This window comes from Mycolicibacterium parafortuitum (assembly GCF_002086815.1).
GTDB lineage: Bacteria > Actinomycetota > Actinomycetes > Mycobacteriales > Mycobacteriaceae > Mycobacterium > Mycobacterium parafortuitum.
The window spans coordinates 262,538-283,971 of the sequence record NZ_MVID01000004.1; the positions used below are offsets into that span (position 1 = coordinate 262,538).

17 protein-coding genes and 2 tRNA genes are annotated in these 21,434 nt (G+C 66.5%); 12 read left to right on the forward strand and 7 right to left on the reverse strand.

Annotation, left to right across the window (positions count from 1 at the left end; translation table 11 throughout):
• Nucleotides 1-42: 42 nt before the first annotated feature.
• The 6 genes from BST38_RS07735 to BST38_RS07760 all read left to right on the forward strand — a co-directional run bounded on the left by BST38_RS07735 (nt 43) and on the right by BST38_RS07760 (nt 6,698).
• The gene (locus BST38_RS07735; RefSeq protein ID WP_237160706.1) at nt 43-543 is read left to right on the forward strand and encodes a DUF721 family protein; all 501 of its coding nucleotides are present in this window, start codon (nt 43-45) and stop codon (nt 541-543) included.
• Nucleotides 544-776: 233 nt separating this feature from the next.
• Nucleotides 777-2,804: a DNA topoisomerase (ATP-hydrolyzing) subunit B gene (gene gyrB, locus BST38_RS07740; RefSeq protein ID WP_083142674.1), complete on the forward strand. Its 2,028-nt coding sequence runs from the start codon at nt 777-779 to the stop codon at nt 2,802-2,804.
• A 30-nt stretch (nt 2,805-2,834) separates the two neighbouring features.
• Complete coding sequence (gene gyrA / locus BST38_RS07745) at nt 2,835-5,357, forward strand: DNA gyrase subunit A (protein ID WP_083142675.1); 2,523 nt, start codon at nt 2,835-2,837, stop codon at nt 5,355-5,357.
• Nucleotides 5,358-6,347: a DUF3566 domain-containing protein gene (locus BST38_RS07750; protein WP_083142676.1), complete on the forward strand. Its 990-nt coding sequence runs from the start codon at nt 5,358-5,360 to the stop codon at nt 6,345-6,347.
• A 69-nt stretch (nt 6,348-6,416) separates the two neighbouring features.
• Nucleotides 6,417-6,490 (forward strand) — tRNA-Ile (locus BST38_RS07755).
• Between the two features lie 135 nt (nt 6,491-6,625).
• Nucleotides 6,626-6,698 (forward strand) — tRNA-Ala (locus BST38_RS07760).
• 134 nt (nt 6,699-6,832) lie between these two features.
• Here BST38_RS07760 and BST38_RS07765 read toward each other — a convergent pair.
• Nucleotides 6,833-8,512, reverse strand: coding sequence for an AMP-dependent synthetase/ligase (locus BST38_RS07765; protein WP_083142677.1), 1,680 nt, complete (start codon nt 8,510-8,512; stop codon nt 6,833-6,835).
• Nucleotides 8,513-8,771: 259 nt separating this feature from the next.
• On the opposite strand from BST38_RS07765, the gene BST38_RS07770 reads away from it, so the two are divergent.
• From BST38_RS07770 to glnII, 3 genes are all read left to right on the forward strand, one after another.
• Nucleotides 8,772-9,620, forward strand: a complete 849-nt coding sequence (locus BST38_RS07770) for a helix-turn-helix domain-containing protein (protein WP_083142678.1) — start codon at nt 8,772-8,774, stop codon at nt 9,618-9,620.
• Between the two features lie 209 nt (nt 9,621-9,829).
• Nucleotides 9,830-11,503 (forward strand): glutaminase A, encoded by a 1,674-nt coding sequence (gene glsA / locus BST38_RS07775; RefSeq protein WP_083142679.1) that lies wholly within the window; start codon nt 9,830-9,832, stop codon nt 11,501-11,503.
• Nucleotides 11,487-12,506 (forward strand): glutamine synthetase, encoded by a 1,020-nt coding sequence (gene glnII, locus BST38_RS07780; RefSeq protein ID WP_083142680.1) that lies wholly within the window; start codon nt 11,487-11,489, stop codon nt 12,504-12,506. The genes glsA and glnII overlap by 17 nt, the downstream gene beginning before the upstream one ends.
• 811 nt (nt 12,507-13,317) lie before the next feature.
• Here glnII and BST38_RS07785 read toward each other — a convergent pair.
• Together BST38_RS07785 and cwsA are read right to left on the reverse strand one after the other, a co-directional pair.
• Nucleotides 13,318-14,676, reverse strand: a complete 1,359-nt coding sequence (locus BST38_RS07785) for an L-serine ammonia-lyase (RefSeq protein ID WP_083142681.1) — start codon at nt 14,674-14,676, stop codon at nt 13,318-13,320.
• Nucleotides 14,677-14,693: 17 nt separating this feature from the next.
• Nucleotides 14,694-15,128, reverse strand: a complete 435-nt coding sequence (gene cwsA / locus BST38_RS07790; protein ID WP_083142682.1) for a cell wall synthesis protein CwsA — start codon at nt 15,126-15,128, stop codon at nt 14,694-14,696.
• Between the two features lie 88 nt (nt 15,129-15,216).
• On the opposite strand from cwsA, the gene BST38_RS07795 reads away from it, so the two are divergent.
• Nucleotides 15,217-15,762: a peptidylprolyl isomerase gene (locus tag BST38_RS07795; RefSeq protein ID WP_181791976.1), complete on the forward strand. Its 546-nt coding sequence runs from the start codon at nt 15,217-15,219 to the stop codon at nt 15,760-15,762.
• A 6-nt stretch (nt 15,763-15,768) separates the two neighbouring features.
• Here the strand turns inward: BST38_RS07795 and BST38_RS07800 are convergent, their stop codons facing one another.
• Nucleotides 15,769-16,206, reverse strand: coding sequence for a PH domain-containing protein (locus BST38_RS07800; protein ID WP_083142684.1), 438 nt, complete (start codon nt 16,204-16,206; stop codon nt 15,769-15,771).
• Between the two features lie 156 nt (nt 16,207-16,362).
• Entirely contained in the window at nt 16,363-16,644 is a 282-nt protein-coding gene (gene crgA / locus BST38_RS07805; RefSeq protein ID WP_083142685.1) for a cell division protein CrgA, read from the reverse strand.
• A 163-nt stretch (nt 16,645-16,807) separates the two neighbouring features.
• On the opposite strand from crgA, the gene BST38_RS07810 reads away from it, so the two are divergent.
• On the forward strand, nt 16,808-17,569 hold the full coding sequence (locus BST38_RS07810) for a DUF881 domain-containing protein (RefSeq protein WP_083142686.1): 762 nt from the start codon (nt 16,808-16,810) through the stop codon (nt 17,567-17,569).
• Nucleotides 17,570-17,600: 31 nt separating this feature from the next.
• The gene (locus BST38_RS07815) at nt 17,601-18,275 is read left to right on the forward strand and encodes an aminodeoxychorismate/anthranilate synthase component II (protein ID WP_083142776.1); all 675 of its coding nucleotides are present in this window, start codon (nt 17,601-17,603) and stop codon (nt 18,273-18,275) included.
• On the opposite strand, the gene pknB is transcribed toward BST38_RS07815, so the two are convergent.
• Nucleotides 18,253-20,127: a Stk1 family PASTA domain-containing Ser/Thr kinase gene (pknB, locus tag BST38_RS07820; RefSeq protein ID WP_083142687.1), complete on the reverse strand. Its 1,875-nt coding sequence runs from the start codon at nt 20,125-20,127 to the stop codon at nt 18,253-18,255. The two genes, BST38_RS07815 and pknB, sit on opposite strands and share 23 nt — an antisense overlap.
• The gene (locus BST38_RS07825; RefSeq protein WP_083142688.1) at nt 20,124-21,419 is read right to left on the reverse strand and encodes a protein kinase domain-containing protein; all 1,296 of its coding nucleotides are present in this window, start codon (nt 21,417-21,419) and stop codon (nt 20,124-20,126) included. The genes pknB and BST38_RS07825 overlap by 4 nt, the downstream gene beginning before the upstream one ends.
• Nucleotides 21,420-21,434: the final 15 nt, after the last annotated feature.

Here is a 21,434-nt window from a genome sequence, read left to right on the forward strand (position 1 = left end):
AAGGAATTGGGTCCGCCCGCGCACCTCGAGGGGCTCAAGGGCATGGATCTGGTGCGTCGCGCACTGGAAGAGGCCCGTGGTGCCGCGCGCCGGCAGGGCAAGAATGTCGGGAACGGCAGGACGAACCCCGCTCCGCGCCGGGCCGCGGGCAACGGACGGCGACGCTGGTCCGGTCCGGGACCGGACAGCCGCGATCCGCAGTTGTTCGGCTCGATCACCAAGGACGTCGCGCGCAGTCGCGGCTGGTCGGCGCGCGTCTCCGAAGGTGCGGTGTTCGGCAGGTGGCCTGCCGTCGTCGGTGAGCAGATCGCCGAGCACGCCTCCCCCACCAGCCTGCACGACGGTGTGCTGACCGTCTCGGCCGAATCGACGGCGTGGGCCACCCAGCTGCGAATGGTGCAGTCCCAGATCCTGGCCAAGATCGCCGCGGCGGTCGGCGACGGGGTCGTGACCTCGCTGAAGATCGTCGGTCCGGTGGGTCCGTCCTGGCGGAAGGGGCGCTACAACGTGCCCGGTCGCGGACCCCGCGACACGTACGGTTAGCCGCCCGCCGACGATCGTCTCAGAGCCGCCAGAACACAACATCACAGTTTCCACGGCGTCAAGACCTAACTTCGACCGAAAAATTCCGCGCACGGCTTGATCAGGTATGCAGAAACGCCCCCGCAGGATCGGTCCTGACGGTAGTTAAAGGTAGACTGGTTCGGTGATCCGCGAGCGGTGGTCCTCCGCTCAGCAGGCGATCCCTGCCAAAGAACCAAGGAGACGCGTCCAACGTGGCTGCCCAGAAGAAGAATGCTCCGAGTGAGTACGGCGCCGATTCCATCAAAGTTCTCGAAGGTCTCGAAGCGGTACGCAAACGCCCGGGCATGTACATCGGCTCCACCGGCGAACGCGGCCTACACCACCTTATCTGGGAGGTAGTGGACAACGCCGTCGACGAGGCGATGGCGGGCTTCGCCACCAAGGTCGACGTGCGCCTTCTCGCCGACGGCGGTGTCCAGGTCACCGACGACGGCCGCGGTATCCCGGTCGCGATGCACTCCACCGGCATCCCGACCGTCGACGTCGTGATGACGGTGCTGCACGCCGGCGGCAAGTTCGAAGAAGGCGCCTATCAGGTGTCCGGCGGTCTGCACGGCGTCGGTGTCTCCGTGGTCAACGCACTCTCGACGCGCCTTGAGGCGGACATCTACAAGGATGGTCACCAGTGGTTCCAGACCTATGACAAGTCGGTACCGGGAACGCTGCGCAAGGGTGAGCCGACCGACAAGACCGGGACCACGATCCGGTTCTGGGCGGATCCGGACATCTTCGAGACCACCACCTACGACTTCGAGACCATCGCGCGCCGCCTGCAGGAGATGGCCTTCCTGAACAAGGGCCTGACCATCGAGCTGACCGACGAACGGGTCAGCTCCGAGGACGTCGTCGACGATGTGGTCAGCGATCAGGCCGAAGCGCCGAAGTCCGCGGAGGAGAAGGCGGCGGAGGCCAATGCCCCGCACAAGGTCAAGCACCGGGTGTTCCACTACCCCGGCGGCCTGGTCGATTTCGTCAAGCACATCAACCGGACCAAGACCCCGATCCAGCCCAGCGTGATCGACTTCGACGGCAAGGGCGAAGGCCACGAGGTCGAGATCGCGATGCAGTGGAACGCCGGCTACTCGGAGTCGGTGCACACGTTCGCCAACACCATCAACACCCATGAGGGCGGCACCCACGAAGAGGGGTTCCGCGCGGCGCTGACGACGGTGGTGAACAAGTACGCCAAGGACAAGAAGCTCCTCAAGGAGAAGGACGCGAACCTGACCGGCGACGATATCCGCGAGGGCCTCGCGGCCGTCATCTCGGTGAAGGTGTCCCAGCCGCAGTTCGAGGGCCAGACCAAGACCAAGCTCGGTAACACCGAGGTGAAGTCGTTCGTGCAGAAGATCTGCAACGAGCAGCTCACCCACTGGTTCGAGTCGAATCCGGCCGAGGCGAAGACCGTGATCAACAAGGCGGTGTCGTCGGCGCAGGCCCGGATCGCGGCCCGCAAGGCGCGCGAACTGGTGCGGCGCAAGAGCGCCACCGACATCGGCGGGCTGCCCGGCAAGCTGGCCGATTGCCGCTCCACGGACCCGACGAAGTCGGAACTGTATGTGGTGGAGGGTGATTCGGCCGGTGGCTCGGCCAAGAGCGGCCGCGATTCGATGTTCCAGGCGATCCTGCCGTTGCGCGGCAAGATCATCAACGTCGAGAAGGCCCGCATCGACCGGGTGCTCAAGAACACCGAAGTCCAGGCGATCATCACAGCGCTGGGAACCGGTATCCACGACGAGTTCGACATCAGCAAGCTGCGCTACCACAAGATCGTGCTGATGGCCGACGCTGACGTCGACGGCCAGCACATCTCCACGCTGCTGCTGACCCTGCTGTTCCGGTTCATGAAACCCCTTGTGGAGAACGGCCATATCTTCCTGGCCCAGCCGCCGCTGTACAAGCTCAAGTGGCAGCGCACCGAACCCGAGTTCGCCTACTCCGACCGGGAACGCGACGGCCTGCTCGAGGCCGGCCGTGCCGCGGGCAAGAAGATCAACACCGAGGACGGCATCCAGCGCTATAAGGGCCTCGGTGAGATGGACGCCAAGGAACTGTGGGAGACCACCATGGATCCCTCGGTGCGCGTGCTGCGCCAGGTCACTCTCGACGACGCTGCGGCGGCCGACGAACTGTTCTCGATCCTGATGGGCGAGGACGTCGAAGCCCGGCGCAGCTTCATCACCCGAAACGCCAAAGACGTTCGATTCCTTGATGTTTGATGACGTTAGCCAAATGCATAGGACAACTTCATGACTGACACCACCCTGCCCCCGACCGGGGACGCCGGCGACCGGATCGAACCGGTCGACATCCAGCAGGAGATGCAGCGCAGCTACATCGACTACGCGATGAGCGTCATCGTCGGGCGCGCGCTGCCCGAGGTGCGCGACGGTCTCAAGCCGGTGCACCGCCGCGTGCTGTACGCGATGTTCGACTCGGGCTTCCGCCCGGACCGCGGCCACGCGAAATCTGCACGCTCCGTTGCCGAGACGATGGGTAACTACCACCCGCACGGCGACTCGTCGATCTACGACACCCTGGTGCGCATGGCCCAGCCGTGGTCGCTGCGCTACCCGCTGGTCGACGGTCAGGGCAACTTCGGTTCGCCCGGAAACGATCCGCCGGCCGCGATGCGCTACACGGAGGCGCGGCTGACTCCGCTGGCGATGGAGATGCTGCGCGAAATCGACGAGGAGACAGTCGATTTCATTCCGAACTACGACGGACGGGTGCAGGAGCCGACGGTCCTGCCGAGCCGGTTCCCGAACCTGCTCGCCAACGGCTCCGGTGGTATCGCCGTCGGTATGGCCACCAACATGCCTCCGCACAATCTGCGGGAGCTGGCCGAGGCCGTGTACTGGTGCCTGGAGAACCACGAGGCCGACGAGGAAGCCACCTGCGAGGCGGTGATGGAACGGGTCAAGGGGCCCGACTTCCCGACCTACGGCCTGATCGTCGGAACGCAGGGCATCGAGGACACCTACAAGACGGGTCGCGGATCGATCCGGATGCGCGGTGTCGTGGAGATCGAAGAGGACTCCCGCGGGCGTACCTCGCTGGTCATCACCGAGTTGCCGTACCAGGTCAACCACGACAACTTCATCACCTCGATCGCCGAACAGGTCCGCGACGGGAAGCTCACGGGCATCTCCAACATCGAGGATCAGTCCAGCGACCGGGTGGGTCTGCGGATCGTCGTCGAGATCAAGCGCGACGCCGTGGCGAAGGTGGTGCTGAACAACCTCTACAAGCACACCCAGCTGCAGACCAGCTTCGGCGCCAACATGCTGTCCATCGTCGACGGGGTGCCGCGCACGCTGCGCCTGGATCAGCTGATCCGCCACTACGTCAACCACCAGTTGGACGTCATCGTCCGGCGCACCCGCTACCGGCTGCGCAAGGCGAACGAACGCGCCCACATCCTGCGCGGTCTGGTCAAGGCGCTCGACGCGCTCGACGAGGTCATCGCGTTGATCCGGGCATCGCAGACAGTCGAGATCGCCCGCACCGGCCTGATCGAGTTGCTCGACATCGACGAGATCCAGGCCCAGGCGATCCTCGACATGCAGCTGCGCCGGCTCGCCGCCCTCGAGCGGCAGCGCATCGTCGACGATCTGGCCAAGATCGAGGCCGAGATCGCCGACCTCGAGGACATCCTGGCCAAGCCGGAACGTCAGCGCGCGATCGTGCACGACGAGCTCAAGGAGATCGTCGACAAGTACGGCGACGACCGCCGCACCAGGATCATCCCGGCCGACGGCGACGTCGCCGACGAGGATCTGATCGCCCGTGAGGATGTCGTCGTCACGATCACCGAGACCGGTTACGCCAAGCGCACCAAGACCGACCTGTACCGCAGCCAGAAGCGCGGCGGCAAGGGTGTCCAGGGCGCCGGGCTCAAGCAGGACGACATCGTCAACCACTTCTTCGTCTGCTCGACCCACGACTGGATCCTGTTCTTCACCACACAGGGCCGGGTGTACCGGGCGAAGGCCTACGAGCTGCCCGAGGCGTCTCGAACGGCGCGCGGCCAGCACGTGGCGAACCTGCTGGCGTTCCAGCCGGAGGAGCGCATCGCTCAGGTCATCCAGCTCAAGACCTACGAGGACGCGCCGTACCTGGTGCTCGCGACCCGCAACGGTCTGGTGAAGAAGTCCCGCCTGGTCGACTTCGACTCGAACCGTTCGGGCGGCATCGTCGCGATCAACCTGCGCGACGGTGACGAACTGGTCGGTGCGGTGCTGTGTTCCTCGGACGACGACCTGCTGCTGGTGTCCGCGAAGGGTCAGTCGATCCGGTTCTCGGCCAACGACGAGGTGCTGCGGCCGATGGGCCGCGCCACCTCGGGCGTGCAGGGCATGCGGTTCAACGAAGAGGATCAGCTGCTGTCGCTCAACGTGGTTCGGCCCGACACCTACCTTCTGGTGGCGACCTCGGGTGGTTACGCCAAGCGCACCGCGATCGAGGAGTACTCACCGCAGGGCCGTGGCGGCAAGGGCATCCTGACGATCCAGTACGACCGTCGTCGCGGCACCCTCGTCGGCGCGCTGATCGTCGACGACGACACCGAGCTGTACGCGATCACCTCCGGTGGAGGTGTCATCCGCACGGCGGCCCGGCAGGTCCGCAAGGCCGGACGCCAGACCAAGGGCGTTCGCTTGATGAACCTGGGCGAGGGCGACACACTTATCGCCATCGCGCGGAACGCTGAGGCCGGCGACAGCACGGACGAGGTCAACACGGACCTGGACGCGACGGATGAGGAGTCGTAGGTGAGCTCACCGAAAGAGCCGGGATCCGCGCCGACGGGTGAAGGTTCCGGCCCGGCCAACGGGTCGGGCGCCGGCGCACCGGCCTCGGGCCAGGACAGTGGCTCACGACCGGCACACACGGCCGACACCACCGAGCTGCCGCCCTGGCAGCGGGGTCCGGCCGCGCGGGCCAGGCAGGAGCCTCAGGGCCCGGAAGCGCAGCGCCAGGACGGGCCCCGCACCCCGCAGCCGGGTCAGCCCGGGCAGCAGGGTCAGCCGGGTCAGCCCGGTGGCCTCGATGCGCGGCTGAACCGGTTCATGGCCGGTGGGTCCGCCCCGGCGGGCCGGCCGGAGACCGAGCAGATCCCACGGAAGGACCCGCGCCCCGAACCAGGGCCCCGCGGGGACCGCACCGACGTCGTACGCCCGGAAGGTGCCCGTCCCGAGGGCAGTCGTCCCGAGGGCCGGCCGGAGGGCAGGCCCGAGCCCGGTGCCGCGTACGCCAGCGAGCTGCCGGACCTGTCCGGGCCGCGGCCACCGCGTCCGCCGCAGCGTCCGCCGGTGGATCGTCCGGCGGACAAACCCGCTGCCAAGGGCACCGCTGCCCCCGCCGGCCGTCTGCAGGTGGGTACGCGCCAGCACAAGGGCCCGGTGCGCGCCAGCATGCAGATCCGCCGGGTCGACCCGTGGAGCACGCTGAAGGTGTCGCTGCTGCTGTCGGTGGTGCTGTTCTTCGTGTGGATGATCGCGGTCGCGATCCTGTACCTGGTGCTCGGCGGCATGGGCGTCTGGAGCAAGCTCAACAGCAACGTCGGCGACCTGCTGACCAGTGCCAGCGGTAGCTCCGGCGGCGAGCTGGTGTCCAGCGGCACCATCTTCGGCGGTGCGACGCTCATCGGTCTGGTGAACATCGTTCTGCTCACCGCCGGGGCCACGATCGGGGCGTTCATCTACAACCTGACCACCGACCTCGTGGGCGGTGTGGAGGTCACCCTGGCAGACCGGGACTGACCGCGACCTTCCGGTTTGGGAGTCGGGATACTCGTACGGTAATCTCGTCGCTCGGCCCGTGTGGTTGACGGGGCTATAGCTCAGGCGGTTAGAGCGCTTCGCTGATAACGAAGAGGTCGGAGGTTCGAGTCCTCCTAGCCCCACGGAAAGGTACGTCGATGAAGCTGGTGCTTCTCCTCGCAGGCGCTGCTGCGGCCGTCGCCTCGGTCATCGTGTGGCGAACCCAGCACGGGCCGGAGGTCTGGCACAGTCTCAGCGAGACACCTTCCTGACGGCGAGGGGCCTTAGCTCAGTTGGTAGAGCGCTGCCTTTGCAAGGCAGATGTCAGGAGTTCGAATCTCCTAGGCTCCACAATCAACAAACAGGTCAGACCGCGTGGGTCTGACCTGTTCTGCGTTCGGGCGTCCAGGCGGCGGGCCGTGCGTGGCCGAGCAAGCACCTGACGGGCCAGAGCGCCGTGCATCCACGCGAGCCGCGGCGTCCACTCAGGGGATCACCGAAACCGGAGAGTCGTCCGCATAGAGCGCCTCGATCACGTCGGCGTACTTCTTCTGGATGGATGTGCGCTTGAGTTTGAACGTCGGGGTGAGTTCGTCGGAGTCCGGCGTCCACGAGGACGGCACCACGGCGAAGCGTCGAACCCTCTCGACCCGCGACAGCCGGGAGTTGGCCTGATCGACATGTTCCTGCACCGCCGCGCGGAGACTGTCCTCACTGTCGAGGCCGAGGGCTTGTCGCACGGCGTCATCGACGACGATCAGAGCGATGTTGTACGGACGGCCGTCGCCGATGACGCACGCATGCTCGATCAGCGGATCCGCCTCCCTCAGACGCGCTTCGATGTTCGCCGGGGACATGTTCTTTCCGCCGCTGTTGATGATCAGGTCCTTTTTGCGGTCGACGATCCAGATCCTTCCGTTGTTGTCGACCCGCGCGATATCGCCCGTCCGTAGCCAGCCCTGTTCATCGATCACTGCGGAAGTCGCGCTCGGCCGGCGGCGGTACCTGGCCATCACAGACGGGCCGCGCACGAGTAGCTCACCGTCCGCGTCTACCCGAACTTCATTGTGTGGCAGAGGCTTGCCGACACATCCGGCGGCGTCGAGTTCGGCGATCGAGACGACACCCGCACTCTCTGACATTCCGTAGGTTTCGCGCAGCGGCACGCCCAATGTGCGGAAGTAGTCGAGGACGCGGGGCGAACAAGGCGCGGCGCCGGTGAGCGCGACCTCCACCCGGCTGCAGCCGATGTTACGGCGCAACGTATCCGGGTCGGCGCCCTTCTGATACGCGGGGGCGGTGGCTGCCATCAACTTCTCCCAGAGCCGAGGCGGCGAGAAAAGAATTTCTGGTTGCACCTGCTGGAGAAGTGGCACGAGATGGGCCATATCGCCGCAACACACGATGGTCGAGCCGGTGATCAGCGGGATGTAGTGCGTCGACAGCCGCTCGGCGATATGAGCCATCGGCAGGAAGGAGATGGATCGCATATCGCGTCGAAGCGGGATCCGCCGAGTGATCTCGGTGATCGTCGTCATGATGTTTCGATGGGTGAGCTCCACCCCCTTGGGAGCGCCCGTGGTGCCGGACGTGTAGATCACCGTGGCGGTATCGGACTGTTCCGGCATCGAGATCGCCGCGAGGGTGGGTTGGGCGGACGGGTTGGTCAACAGCATCATCCACGAGTCCCGTCCGACGACGACAATCCGCGGCGCCGCAGAATTCATCAACGCCAACGCTGCTTCCAGCTTGTCCTCGTACGCGGGCTCAGTGATGATGAAGCTGCATCCCGCGTTGTCGAGAATCTCGGCCAGCTGCTCTGGGGCCGCGGTGTGATACAGCGAGATCGGCGTGCTCCCGGCCAGAAGGACCGCGATGTCAGCGATGTGGAACTCGGGTCGATTACTGAGAAGCAGACCCACCGCATCGCCGCGGCCGAGTCCGGCAGCCTTCAATCCTGCCGAAACATTCTGCGCGGCTTTACCGTATCCGCGCCACGTCAAGGCAACGCCGAGCTGCTCGTCAAGAATTGCGGGATATGTGCCGCCGCGCGCAACTTGGGAGAGAAATGCCTCCGCAACGGTCAAATGTCTGGTCGCCAGATGCGGACCGCCGTGTGCAATCGGGCGCTCATCCGGACTCGGGGTGGCACTGGACGTCAACATTTTGCGATCCTCTCCGACGGCTACCATTGACGACGCCGAATCACGCGACACAACAATGCAATTCGACAATCGCATCCGTCTGAGAGTCAACATGTGAGACGACTCGAACGAAAGGCAGAGAGTTTCCTAGGAAGATCACGCCCACCTTCCGCAGAACCGACCGCTCACCTGCTCGAATCCGCCGCGTTCCAGGTCGGGTGACTCGTCTGAACACTTCTCGTCCTGGTCCCGCGGCAGGCCCCGCACCTAGGATGAATGCGTGGTCCGGAAGAATGATCCACTTGCCGAATTCCTACGTACACAACGCGCAAAGATCCAGCCCAGCGATGTTGGGTTGCCGACCGGTCATCGTCGTCGAGTCGCAGGTCTTCGGCGCGAAGAAGTGGCGATTCTCGCCGGCATCAGCACCGACTATTACCACCGCATCGAGCAGGGACGTGAAAAGCCTTCGGAACAAGTCCTCAACGCGTTGGCGGAAGCATTCCGTCTCAGTCCAGACGCCGCGGCGCACATGCGCAATCTCGTGCATGCCCCCAAGCGGTGGCCGCGGGAGCGCGAATTCATCCAGCCGCTGAATCCGGCCCTCCAGCACCTGATCGACAACTGGCCCGTCACGCCGGCGCATATTCACGACGTCACAGCGACAATCGTGATGGCGAATCCCCTGGCGGCAGCTTTGACGCCGACATTCGCACAGGGAGAGAACCCGATGCGGAGCCTCTTCTTGGATGACGGCATGGACCAGTTCTACCGAAACTGGGAAGGGCTGACTGCGTGGGCGGTGCGTTGGCTACGTGCCTACGTCGGCCGGCACCCTGATCCTGGGTTGCAGGCCGTGATCGACGAGCTGCTCAGCGAAAGTGCGCGGTTTCGCAGTTTGTGGGCGTCATACGACGTCAAAGGCCATAGCAGGGGTCTGCTCCTCATCAATCATCCGATTGTCGGACCGTTGGACCTCCATTTCCAGCATCTGAACGTTCGCACGGGTGAGCACATCATGGTTGCCTATTGGGCCGAGCCGGAGTCGCCGTCCGAACGCGCATTGCACAGGCTCGTGGAAATCACTACAGCTGAGACTGATTCGCACCAGGGCACGGCTCGGACCTAGGAAGGCTTCGGCCTCGATACCGAGGCGCGACCGACCCCGCCACCAGCGGGCTATGAGAAATTCTCCTAGTAGCACTGGGGTCTGGCTGTTGCGGTAGCGGCCGGGCGATCGTTGTTGAGTCGCAGAGGTTTTGCAGCACGCACATCCACCGTTCGGCACAGGGCCGATCGCGATCTGCGCGAGCCAACGCAGTAGGAGCACTGAGAGAAATGTTCGTGGCCGAAGGTTCTGCAGTGGCGCAGAGCGCACCGGCGGATAGCCGCCCAACCCCATCAGCGCCCGAGGACCGGGACTCGTTCGGTGTCAGCGCCCTCGCGAGGACGTTCAAACTCTCTTCGCAGCAGCGGATTTCGCTGATGGAGCTTCGGACGAGGATCCAGGTCGCGGGTATCGCGCCAGATGACCTCCGAGTACGGCAAGGCATTTCACAGTTGCTGGCGGCTGACGGTGATGACGGAGGCGGTCTGACGTTGGAGCAGTTCGCTTCCATCTGCGAGGCAAGCGGCGGTCTGATTGCCCGGGCGCTGCGTGGTGACCTCGTCATCCCTGACTTCGGACGCCTCGAAAGAGAGCTCCGGGAGACCTATGACCTGGTCCGAGGGGACACCAGGGGGGCGACGGCCGACTACATCCCGCAGCTCAAGCGTGTCGATCCGGAGAAGTTCGGTATCGCTGTCTGCACGATCGACGGCCAGCGCTTCAGCATCGGCGACACGAACGACCCTTTCTGCGTGCAATCCCTGTGCAAGCCGGTGAACTACAGCCTGTCGCTGGAGGAACACGGTGTCGAGGTCGTCCACCGTCATATCGGTCGTGAACCCAGCGGCCGCGGATTCAACGAGCTTTCGCTGACCGCTGACGGATTGCCGCACAACCCGATGATCAACTCGGGTGCCATCATGGCGTGCTCGATGTTGCGGGCGCACGACGAGCTTGCAGACCGCTTCGACTACGTAGCGGAGACCTGGCGTAGGCTCTGCGGCTCCGACAGGGTCGGCTTCAACAACTCTGTCTACCTCTCTGAGCGACGAACCGCAGACCGCAACTTCTCCCTCGGCTACTTCATGAGAGAACGGGGAGCGTTTCCCGAACGTACAGACCTTCTGGAAACGCTGGAGTTCTACTTTCAGTGTTGCTCGATCGAACTGGACACAGAAGCGTTGGCCGTTGTCGCCGCGACGCTCGCCAATGCCGGCATCAACCCCTTGACCAATGACCGGGTATTCAACCCGAACACGGTGCGTCACTGCTTGTCGTTGATGTCTTCATGCGGAATGTACGACTATTCGGGCGAGTTCGCGTTCACGATCGGACTACCGGCCAAGAGCGGTGTTTCCGGCGGACTGATGCTTGTCGTCCCGGGAGTGATGGGGGTGTGTGTATGGTCGCCGCGCCTGGACTCCCACGGCAATTCAGTTCGCGGAGTCGCGTTCTGCAAGGAGCTGGTCAACCGCTACAACTTCCATGCCTTCGATTCCCTCACCATGGGCGAGGACACCGACAAGCGCGACCCTCGTCGGAAGAAGAACGAAGCCGAGATCAGCGTGACGATGCGCCTTCTCTACGCGGCGAGCCAGGGCGACCTCGACGAGTTGCGGGCAGTTCTCGCCACTGAGGCCGAGCCGAACGCCGCGGACTACGACGGGCGTACCGCGCTGCACCTCGCCGCGTCCGAGGGCCACGTCGCCGCTGTGCGCTATCTCCTCGTGTCAGGTGCCCGGCCGGACGTCACCGACCGCTGGGGAGGTACGCCGCTGACAGACGCACTCCGCGGAGAACACACCGAAGTAGCCGATCTGTTGCGCTGCAAAGGCATCGGACAACCCGCCAAGAGCCCCACCAAACGGACAAAGGAAAGGAAAGACCATGCCCTACAAAGCTGAGTACATCTGGATTGACGGCACGCGGCCAACTGCCAAGCTGAGGTCGAAGACGAAGATACTTGCCGCAGGCGATGAGCCACCGATCTGGGGTTTCGACGGCTCCAGCACGAATCAGGCGGCGGGGCATGCCTCCGACCGGGTACTCCAGCCGGTCGCGACGTACCCGGACCCGATCCGCGGTGGTGATGCCCTGCTCGTGCTCTGCGAGGTGCTCAACACCGATCTCAGCCCGCATACGTCCAATACGCGGGCTGCCTTACGGGATGTCGCGGCACGTCACGAATCTCAAGAACCACTGTTCGGCATCGAGCAGGAGTACACCTTCTTCCGCGGCTCGCGGCCGATGGGCTTCCCCGACGGTGGCTTCCCTGCTCCGCAGGGGGGATATTACTGCGGTGTCGGCGCGGACGAGATCAGCGGTCGTGCGATCGTCGAGAAGCATTTGGAGAACTGTCTGTCCGCCGGGCTCGCCATCTCCGGTATCAACGCCGAGGTCATGCCGGGGCAGTGGGAGTTTCAGGTGGGTCCGCTCGGCCCGTTGGATGTCGCCGACCAGTTATGGGTGGCGCGCTGGCTGCTCTACCGCACCGCCGAGGACGCGGGAATCTCGGCGACCCTCGACCCGAAGCCCGCCAAGGGTGACTGGAACGGAGCGGGTGCTCACACCAACTTCTCCACCAAGAGGATGCGGGAGAGCTACGAGGCGGTAATCGAAGCCGCAGAGGCCCTGGGCCGTGACGACAAGCCGGCCGAGCACATCGAGCACTACGGAGTCGGGATCGAAGCGCGTCTCACCGGGGCCCACGAAACTGCCCCCTGGGACCGGTACAGCTACGGCGTGGCCGACAGGGGTGCGTCCGTGCGCATCCCTTGGCAGGTCGAGGTTGAGCAGAAGGGCTACATCGAGGATCGCCGCCCGAATGCGAACGTCGACCCCTACGTGGTGACGCGGCTCATCGTGGACACCTGTGCGACGGCGTTGGAGAAGGCCGGCCTGGCCTGACACACCCGGGGCCTTTGCAGGCCCCGGGCATTCGGCCCATCCCGCGCGTCATCATCGACCGCGGGATGGGCCGGACTCATTGTGGGGACCACACGGAACGCGTTGCGGTACAGCGAATCATGTTGCGGACGGTGCGGCGGAATCCACGCGCCGACACGTAACGTCCTCATACGCGCAGACCCAGCGCCGCCGGCGGCCCATAACACGGCAGCCTCAAAGCCGGAACATCTCCCGCCGCATCGCGGCCTCTTCCATATAGTCGGGGCGGCGCACCTTCGAACCCTTGGTCCTCACCTCGCCGCCTGCGGTTCTGGCGGGTGTCCTGACGAGCTGCCAGAGACGCACCAGCCATCTGCTTCGTGCCCGCGGCGACGAGGAACCGATCAATGACGGCGAGTTATTCACTGGGGTAAGAGGTTTGGAACCATCAGGCAGCGCAGCCGCCGCAGAAGGTCGAATTCTCAGGTATGGCATCACCACACCAATGCTCAGGTGACGACGCGCGGCTGTCGAGGCTGTACTCCTACTAGGTGAATCCTTCATAGGATGGCGTATTCGATTACCAGCCAGAGGATTTCGCGGTCGATGGCGCCTCCCGGCGTCACAGGAGGCCGACCATCACACCGGCGAGGATGCCGATCAGGACAAAGGTCACGAGGACGGCGAACACAGTGCGTCTCAGTGAATCGTCGGGAGAGAATGGATCGGGGTTGTGCACCCGGCAAGCTTCGGCGGGGAGATCGCCTGGTATCCAGGCTGTATCGCGGCTAGGTCTCGCATTCCATGGACAAGGCCCGCGGGAGGCGGGGCGTCAGCACTCGACCACGTTGAGGGCCAGTCCCCCGCGTGACGTCTCCTTGTACTTGTCCGCCATATCGGCCCCGGTGTCGCGCATCGTCTTGATGGCGGTGTCCAAGCTCACCCGGTGCGTGCCGTCGCCGAACATCGCCATCCGCGCCGCGGCGATCGCCTTCACCGACGCGATCGCATTGCGTTCGATACACGGGATCTGCACCAGTCCCCCGACGGGGTCACACGTCAGGCCGAGGTTGTGCTCTATCCCGATCTCCGCGGCGTTCTCCACCTGGGCCGGGGTCCCACCCATCACCGCCGCCAGCGCCCCGGCCGCCATCGAACAGGCCGACCCCACCTCGCCCTGGCAGCCGACCTCCGCGCCCGAGATCGACGCGTTCGTCTTGAACAACTGACCGATCGCGCCGGCGGTCAGCAGGAACTCCACCACACCGTCCTCGTCGGCTCCCGGCACGAATCGCCAGTAGTAGTGCAGCACCGCGGGGATGATCCCGGCCGCGCCGTTGGTCGGCGCGGTGACGACCCGTCCGCCCGCCGCGTTCTCCTCGTTGACCGCGAGCGCGTACACCCCCACCCAGTCCATCGCGTACAGCGGCTCGGCGCGGTTGGCCTCCAGGGCCGCGGCGAGCACCCGGGCCCGACGCTGCACCTGCAGACTGCCCGGCAGCGTGCCGTCGGCGGCCAGACCGCGGTCGACGCACTCCCGCATCGCCGCCCAGATCCGCAGCAGACCGTCCCTCAGCCGCGCCCCGTTTCCGAGTGCTTCCTCGTTCGCGGCGACGAGATCAGATATTCGGCAGTCGTGTTCGACCGCGAGCGCCATCATGTCCGCTCCGGTGTGGAACGGGTACGGCACCGCGATCTCGTCGCGCGCTCCGCCGGTGGCCTCGTCCTCGTCGACGACGAATCCTCCGCCCACCGAGTAGTAGACGTGCCGGTCGAGCTCGCCACCGTCGGCGTCGCGGGCGACGAACACCATGCCGTTGCTGTGAAAGTCCATGGCCCGCAACGACAGGACGATGTCGGAGGCGATGTCGAACTCGATCTCTTGCTCGCCGCGGAGCTGAAGTACGCGCCGCTCCCCCACCTCCGGGACCCGGGCGCGTGCCGCGTCGGGGTCGACGGTCTCGGGGTCGGCGCCTTCCAGACCGAGCACCACCGCGCCCGGTGTCCCGTGCCCGGCGCCGGTCGCGCCGAGCGAACCGTACAGTTCGACGCGCACCCCGGCAACGCCGGACAGAACTCCGGCGGCGGCGAGGCGCTCGACGAAGCGCCGGGCCGCCCGCATCGGGCCCACGGTGTGTGAGCTCGACGGGCCGATACCGATCGAGAACAGATCGAATACCGAGACAGCCACGGCGCGAACAGCTTTCGCTAGGGCTTCGGCGTCACTTCGACGCTCGGCGGCAGCGGAGACGGATCCGGTTGGGCCGATCGGCGCAGGATGGAGAACGTCACCGCTCCCCCGGCCAGCAATGCGACGCCGACGCCGGCGAGCAGCCACGGGCGCACCCGTCGCCGTGGCTTGCGGGCCTTCTGCAGCACCTCGGGCAGGTTCGCGACGACCTCCTGGGCGGCGGCGACCTCGGCCGCGATCACCTGCTGTGCGGACGACAGCTCCTCGCGCAGCTGGCGGGCGACCTTGCTGCGGCGGTAGCGGTCACCGACCCACGCGGCAGACGACCGCACCGAGTCGACGCTGAGCCCCACCGCTCCCCTGGTCACATCGACCGGACCGACGGTCGAGTACTTCAGGCCGCGCCCGAGGCGCTGGCCGGGTGTCAGGTGTTCGCGGGTCGTGGAGCTCATTTCCCACCCCTTTCTCGATGGACGGATGTCGCACCTTCAGCCTGCCATCCCGTGGAGCGCACGGTGCCCGGTTGGCCCGCGAGGGCGCGTGGCAGACTGGATTCCCGTGACGAGTCCCATTCAGACCGCGACCGCGACCCTGCATACCAACCGCGGCGACATCAAGATCGCACTCTTCGGAAACCACGCCCCCAAGACCGTGTCCAATTTCGTCGGACTGGCCCAGGGAACCAAGGAGTACAGCACGGAGAACGCGTCGGGCGGCTCGTCGGGGCCGTTCTACGACGGCGTGATCTTCCACCGCGTCATCGACGGCTTCATGATCCAGGGCGGCGACCCGACGGGCACCGGCCGCGGCGACGCGGGCTACAAGTTCGCCGACGAGTTCCACCCGGAGCTGCAGTTCGACAAGCCCTACCTGCTGGCGATGGCCAATGCCGGGCCGGGGACCAACGGCTCGCAGTTCTTCATCACCGTGACCGAGACCCCGCACCTGAACCGCCGCCACACCATCTTCGGTGAGGTCGTCGACGAGGAGTCGAAGAAGGTCGTCGACGCGATCGCGACGACGCCGACCGACCGCAGCGACCGCCCCGTCGATCCGGTCGTGATCGAGTCGATCACCATTTCCTAGACGCTGCTACGGGGTCTCCCCCGCACCGGCGCCGGGTGCGTACCCGGCGTCGGTGAGTGCGTCGAGCACCGTCAGCGGATCGGTACCCAGATCCCACCGGCTCAGCACGAGCAGCCGGTCGTCCACGGTGTCGATCTCCAGAAGCCGGACTTTGCGGCCGATCCGGCGGAACTCCGTGATCCGGATCCGTGTGATGTCCCCGCGCGTGAGTTGACGCGTGGTGAACCAGCCGCGGTGTACCAGGCCGTCCTCGGTGATTGCTAGCTTGGGCCGCGCGCGCCACGACATGAGCGCAAACAAGATCAGGCCGACTGCGGCCAGGCCGATCAGGACGCGCCCTGGCGTGTCTGTGACCAGCGTCACAGCGAAAACGGCCAGCAGGATGCCCAGGATTCCCTGCACCACGATGGCTGCGGTCTGCGGTTGCCACTGTGTTTGCTGCACCGGTACTTCACACCCTTCTACCGCGAGAAACGGCGGTTATCCACAAGTGCTATCCCCAATGGGGATGAATCACATCCGTGTGATCCGGTGACGTCCGGGTGACCGTCGGACGAACAACAGGCGACCACGATGAATTCATCTGGCCGCCCGTACCCGTCATCGCCAGCGCATTGTCAGCAGCAAACCCGTGATCATGAAAGCGAACGCGATGGCGTAGTTCCACACGTTCAGATCGGCCATCCACTGCAGGAAGCCAGGAACGTCGGGGCCACTGCCGGCGAGCTGGAAGACGATCAGCCACACCAGACCGATCAGCATCAGGCTCACGAACAGCACCACGAACCACGTACTCGACGGCCCGGCCTTGACCTTGACCGGAGTCCGGCTCACCGGGTTGATGGTGAAGTCGTTCTTCTTACGGACCTTGGACTTGGGCATGCGTACCTTCGAACGATCGGCGCCGCGTCTGTCGCCGGTGCCACTTTGTGGCCGGTCAGTGCGACGATGTTTAGGGAGAGCCTAACGCAGGCGATCCGCGCACTTCCGGACCTCACCTACGCCACCTACGGAAGGCCAGGACGACGATGACCGACGAAGACAGATGACCGGCAAGGACACCCCAGCGCGCACCCGCTCCGGGTGGCGCGTCGGCGTCCCGGTGGTGTGTGTGGCCGCGGGCCTGCTCCTCGGCGCCACCCACGGGGTCTCCGGCGGCGACGAGATCCGCAGCAGCGACGCCCCCCGACTCGTCGACCTGGTCCGGGAATCACAGCATTCGGTGGACCGGCTCAGCGCCCAGCAGAGTGCGCTGGCCTCGAGCATCGACAACCATCACGGCGGCTCCCCCGGAGCCGAGGCCGCGCTGACGGCCATCACCAACCGCGGAGACGCGCTCGCCGCGGCCGCGGGCCTGACACCTCTGCGCGGGCCGGGCCTCGTCGTCACGCTCAACGATGCGCAACGCGACGCCCACGGCCGGTTCCCCCGCGACGCGTCCCCCGACGACCTCGTCGTGCACCAGCAGGACATTCAGGGCGTCATCAATGCGATGTGGAGTGCGGGCGCCGAGGGTATCCAGGTGCAGGACCAGCGCATCATCGCGACCTCGGCACCGCGGTGCGTCGGCAACACGCTGCTGCTCAACGGCCGCACCTACAGCCCGCCGTATGTGATCTCCGCGGTCGGCGATTCCGCGGCGATGCAGGAGGCACTGGCCGCGGCGCCCCTCGTCACGCTGTACAAGCGCTACGCCGTCCGGTTCGGGCTCGGCTACACCGAGGAGGTCCGCGACGTGGAACTGGTCGGGCACACCGAGGCGGTCCGCATGAAGTACGCCCAGCCGATCGGCCCGCTCGGCTACTGAGCCGCCCCGCCGCTGCCGGTAACCTGTGCTGATGCAGGTCTTGGTCGTCGACAACTACGACAGCTTCGTGTTCAACCTGGTCCAGTACCTCGGCCAGCTCGGCGTCGAGGCTCAGGTGTGGCGCAACGACGACGACCGGCTGTCCTCCGATGCCGGCATCGCCCGCGCGGCCGCCGAGTTCGACGGCGTGTTGCTGAGCCCCGGACCGGGCACCCCGGAGCGGGCCGGCGCGACGATCCCGTTGGTGCACGCGTGTGCGGCCGCGGGCACTCCGCTGCTCGGCGTGTGCCTGGGTCATCAGGCGATCGGGGTGGCCTTCGGCGGCACCGTGGACCGGGCTCCGGAGCTGCTGCACGGCAAGACCAGCACCGTCTACCACGCCGATGCCGGCGTGCTCAAAGGGCTGCCCGACCCGTTCACCGCGACGCGGTACCACTCGCTGACGATCCTGCCGGAGACGGTGCCCGACGAGCTCGAGGTCATCGCCCGCACCGAGGGGGGCGTCATCATGGGCGTCCAGCACCGCGAACTGCCCGTGCACGGCGTGCAGTTCCATCCCGAGTCGATCCTGACCCAGGGCGGGCACCGGATGCTGGCCAACTGGCTCGGGTACTGCGGCGCGGCACCGGCCGAGACCCTGGTCCGTCAGCTCGAGGACGAGGTCGCCGGCGCCGTCGCGGCCGCTACGACGCGAAGTTCAGCGTGATCGTCGCGCCGTAGTTCACGCCGCTGCCCGCCGGCGGGCTCTGCCGGACCACCGCGTTGGTGCGCTGACCGCTGTTCTGCACGTCGCCGCCCTTGTCGAGCACACCCGTCCAACCCAGTGCGCGCAGGCGCGGCTCCGCGTCGGTCCAGAACTGCCCGCTCAGGTCCGGCATCACGAACTGGTTGCCGCGCGACACCTGGATCTGGATGACCGTGTCCTGCGGCACGGTCTGTCCGGCCGCCGGTTCCAGCCCGACGACCTGACCGGCCGCCACGGTGCTGTCCACTTCGACCGGCACGGACTTCGTGAAGCCGGATGCGGCCAGGACCTGCTGGCAGACGTCCACGCTCTGAGCGACGCAGTCGGGGACGGGCGCCGTCGCCGGGCCCTTGCCGACTACGACGGTGATCTCGTTGGTGATCGCCGACGTCTGGTTGGCGGGCGGCACCGTGGAGAGCACGCGGTCCTTCTGCTCGGGCAGCGAGGTCGACGTGGTCTGGCGGAACTTCTCGAAGCCGGCCGCGGTCAGCCTGCGCACCGCGTCGGAGTAGCTCAGACCGGATACGTCGGGCACCTCGCGCTGCTCGGGGCCGGTCGAGACGTTCACGGTGATCTCGTCGCCCGCCGCGACCGACGCGTTCGCGTCCGGATCGGTGTCGATGACGTGATCCGGCGGCACCTCGGAATCCGGTTTCTGCTGCGTGCGGATCGAGAACCCACGGTTCTGCAGGGTGGCGATCGCGTCGGCCGAGGTCAGCCCGTGCACATCGGGCACCTGGACATCGCGCGTCTCGCCGCCGAACGCGTTGATGCCGATCGTGACCAGCACCGTGAGCACCGCCAGCACCGCGACGGCGATCAGCCATCGGCCCAGCGATCCGCCGCTGCTGCGGTCGTCGTAGCGGGGCTGGTGCGCGCCGACGGGTTCGACGGGCTCGGTCCGGTGCGACGGGGTCGCCGACAGGAGCGAGGTGCGCTCGGCGTCGGTGAGCACCTTCGGCGCGTCCGGCGTCTCGCCGCTGTGCACCTTGACCAGGTCGGTACGCATCTCGGCGGCCGTCTGGTACCGGTTGTCCGGATTCTTCGCCAGCGCCTTGAGCACCACCGCGTCGAGCTCGGGGGAGATGCCCTCATGCCGCGCCGACGGCGGCACCGGATCCTCGCGGACGTGCTGATAGGCGACCGCGACGGGGGAGTCCCCGACGAACGGTGGTTCGCCGGTCAGCAGCTCGTAGAGGACGCACCCGAGCGAGTACACGTCCGACCGGGCGTCGACCTTGACCCCGCGCGCCTGCTCGGGAGACAGGTACTGCGCGGTGCCGATCACCGCGGCGGTCTGGGTGACCGGGTTGCCGGCATCGGCGAGCGCGCGGGCGATGCCGAAATCCATCACCTTCACCGCGCCGCTCTGGCTGATCATGATGTTGGCGGGCTTGACGTCGCGGTGGATGATGCCGTGCTGGTGGCTGAAGTTCAGGGCCTGGCACGCATCGGCGATGACCTCGATGGCGCGCTTGGGCGGCATCGGTCCCTCGTTGTGCACGATGTCGCGCAGCGTCACGCCGTCGACGTACTCCATCACGATGTAGGGCAGCGGGCCGGTCGGCGTCTCGGCCTCGCCGGTGTCGTAGACGGCGACGATCGCGGGATGATTCAGTGCGGCGGCGTTCTGCGCTTCCCGGCGGAAGCGCAGGTAGAAACTCGGATCGCGGGCCAGGTCGGCGCGCAGCACCTTGATCGCGACATCGCGGTGCAGGCGAAGGTCGCGCGCCAGGTGGACCTCGGACATGCCTCCGAAGCCCAGAATCTCACCGACTTCGTAGCGGTCGGAAAGGTGCTGTGGGGTCGTCATCGCGGTATCTGTTCCAGGGCGTACAGCGTCACCGGCGGTGACGCGTTATTAACGGGTGGGGATACCCAGTTTTCCCCCGGGCCATGGCCCTCGATCGGCGGCGCGGCACCCGGGGTTCCCTCCACCGGCGACTCGGGCGTCGTCTCACTGCTCGGCGTCTCGGTGACCGTGCTGCGCGTCGGACTGTTCTGTTTGTCCTGGTGGTTCAGCACGATCAGGATCGCGATCACGATCGCCAGCGCACCGAGCACACCGGCGGCCCACAACAAGGCGCGCTGACCCGACGAGAACGTGCGCCGCGCCGGGGGCGCCGAGCGGTGATGGCTCCCGGTCGTGCGGGTACGTGCGGTCGCGGCCGGGGCGCGCCCGGTCGGATCCGGACGGTTCTGGATCGCCGGCGGCACCGCGGCCGGGGCGGCACGACCGATCGACGGCGCCGCGTTGGGTCGCGGCGGCCTACGGCCGGCACGCACAGCAGCCACCGCATCGGCGAACGGTCCCCCCGACTTGTACCGCTGGCCGGGGTTCTTCACGAGCGTGATCTCGATCAGCTCGCGGACGTTCGGCGGCAGATCGGCGGGCAGCGGCGGCGGCGTCTCCTTGATGTGCTTCATCGCGACGGTCAGCGCGCCGTCGCCGGTGAACGGGCGCTTGCCGGAGACGGCCTCGTAGCCGACCACGCCGAGCGAGTACACGTCGCTGGCCGCGGTCGCGTCGTGCCCGAGAGCCTGCTCGGGCGCGATGTACTGGGCGGTGCCCATCACCATGCCGGTCTGCGTGACCGGGGCGGCGTCGACGGCCTTGGCGATGCCGAAGTCGGTGAGCTTCACCTGGCCGGTCGGGGTGATCAGGATGTTGCCGGGCTTGACGTCGCGGTGCACCAGGCCGGCGCTGTGCGCGACCTGCAGCGCGCGGCCGGTCTGCTCGAGCATGTCCAGCGCGTGTCGCAGCGACAGCCGGCCGGTCCGCTTGATCACCGAGTTCAGCGGCTCACCGTTGACGAGTTCCATCACCAGGTACGCGGTGCGGCCCTCGCCGTCGATGTCGGTCTCGCCGTAGTCGTACACGCCGGCGATGCCGGGGTGGTTGAGCATCGCGACGGTGCGCGCCTCGGCGCGGAAGCGTTCGACGAACTCGGAGTCGGTCGAGTACTCCGCCTTGAGGACCTTGATCGCCACACGGCGTCCCAGCCGGGAGTCGACACCCTCCCAGACCTGGCCCATGCCGCCGGTCGCGATCAGCCGCTGGAGGCGGTACCGGCCGGACAGCGTGACTCCCACGCGGGGGCTCATTTCTCGCCTCGCTTC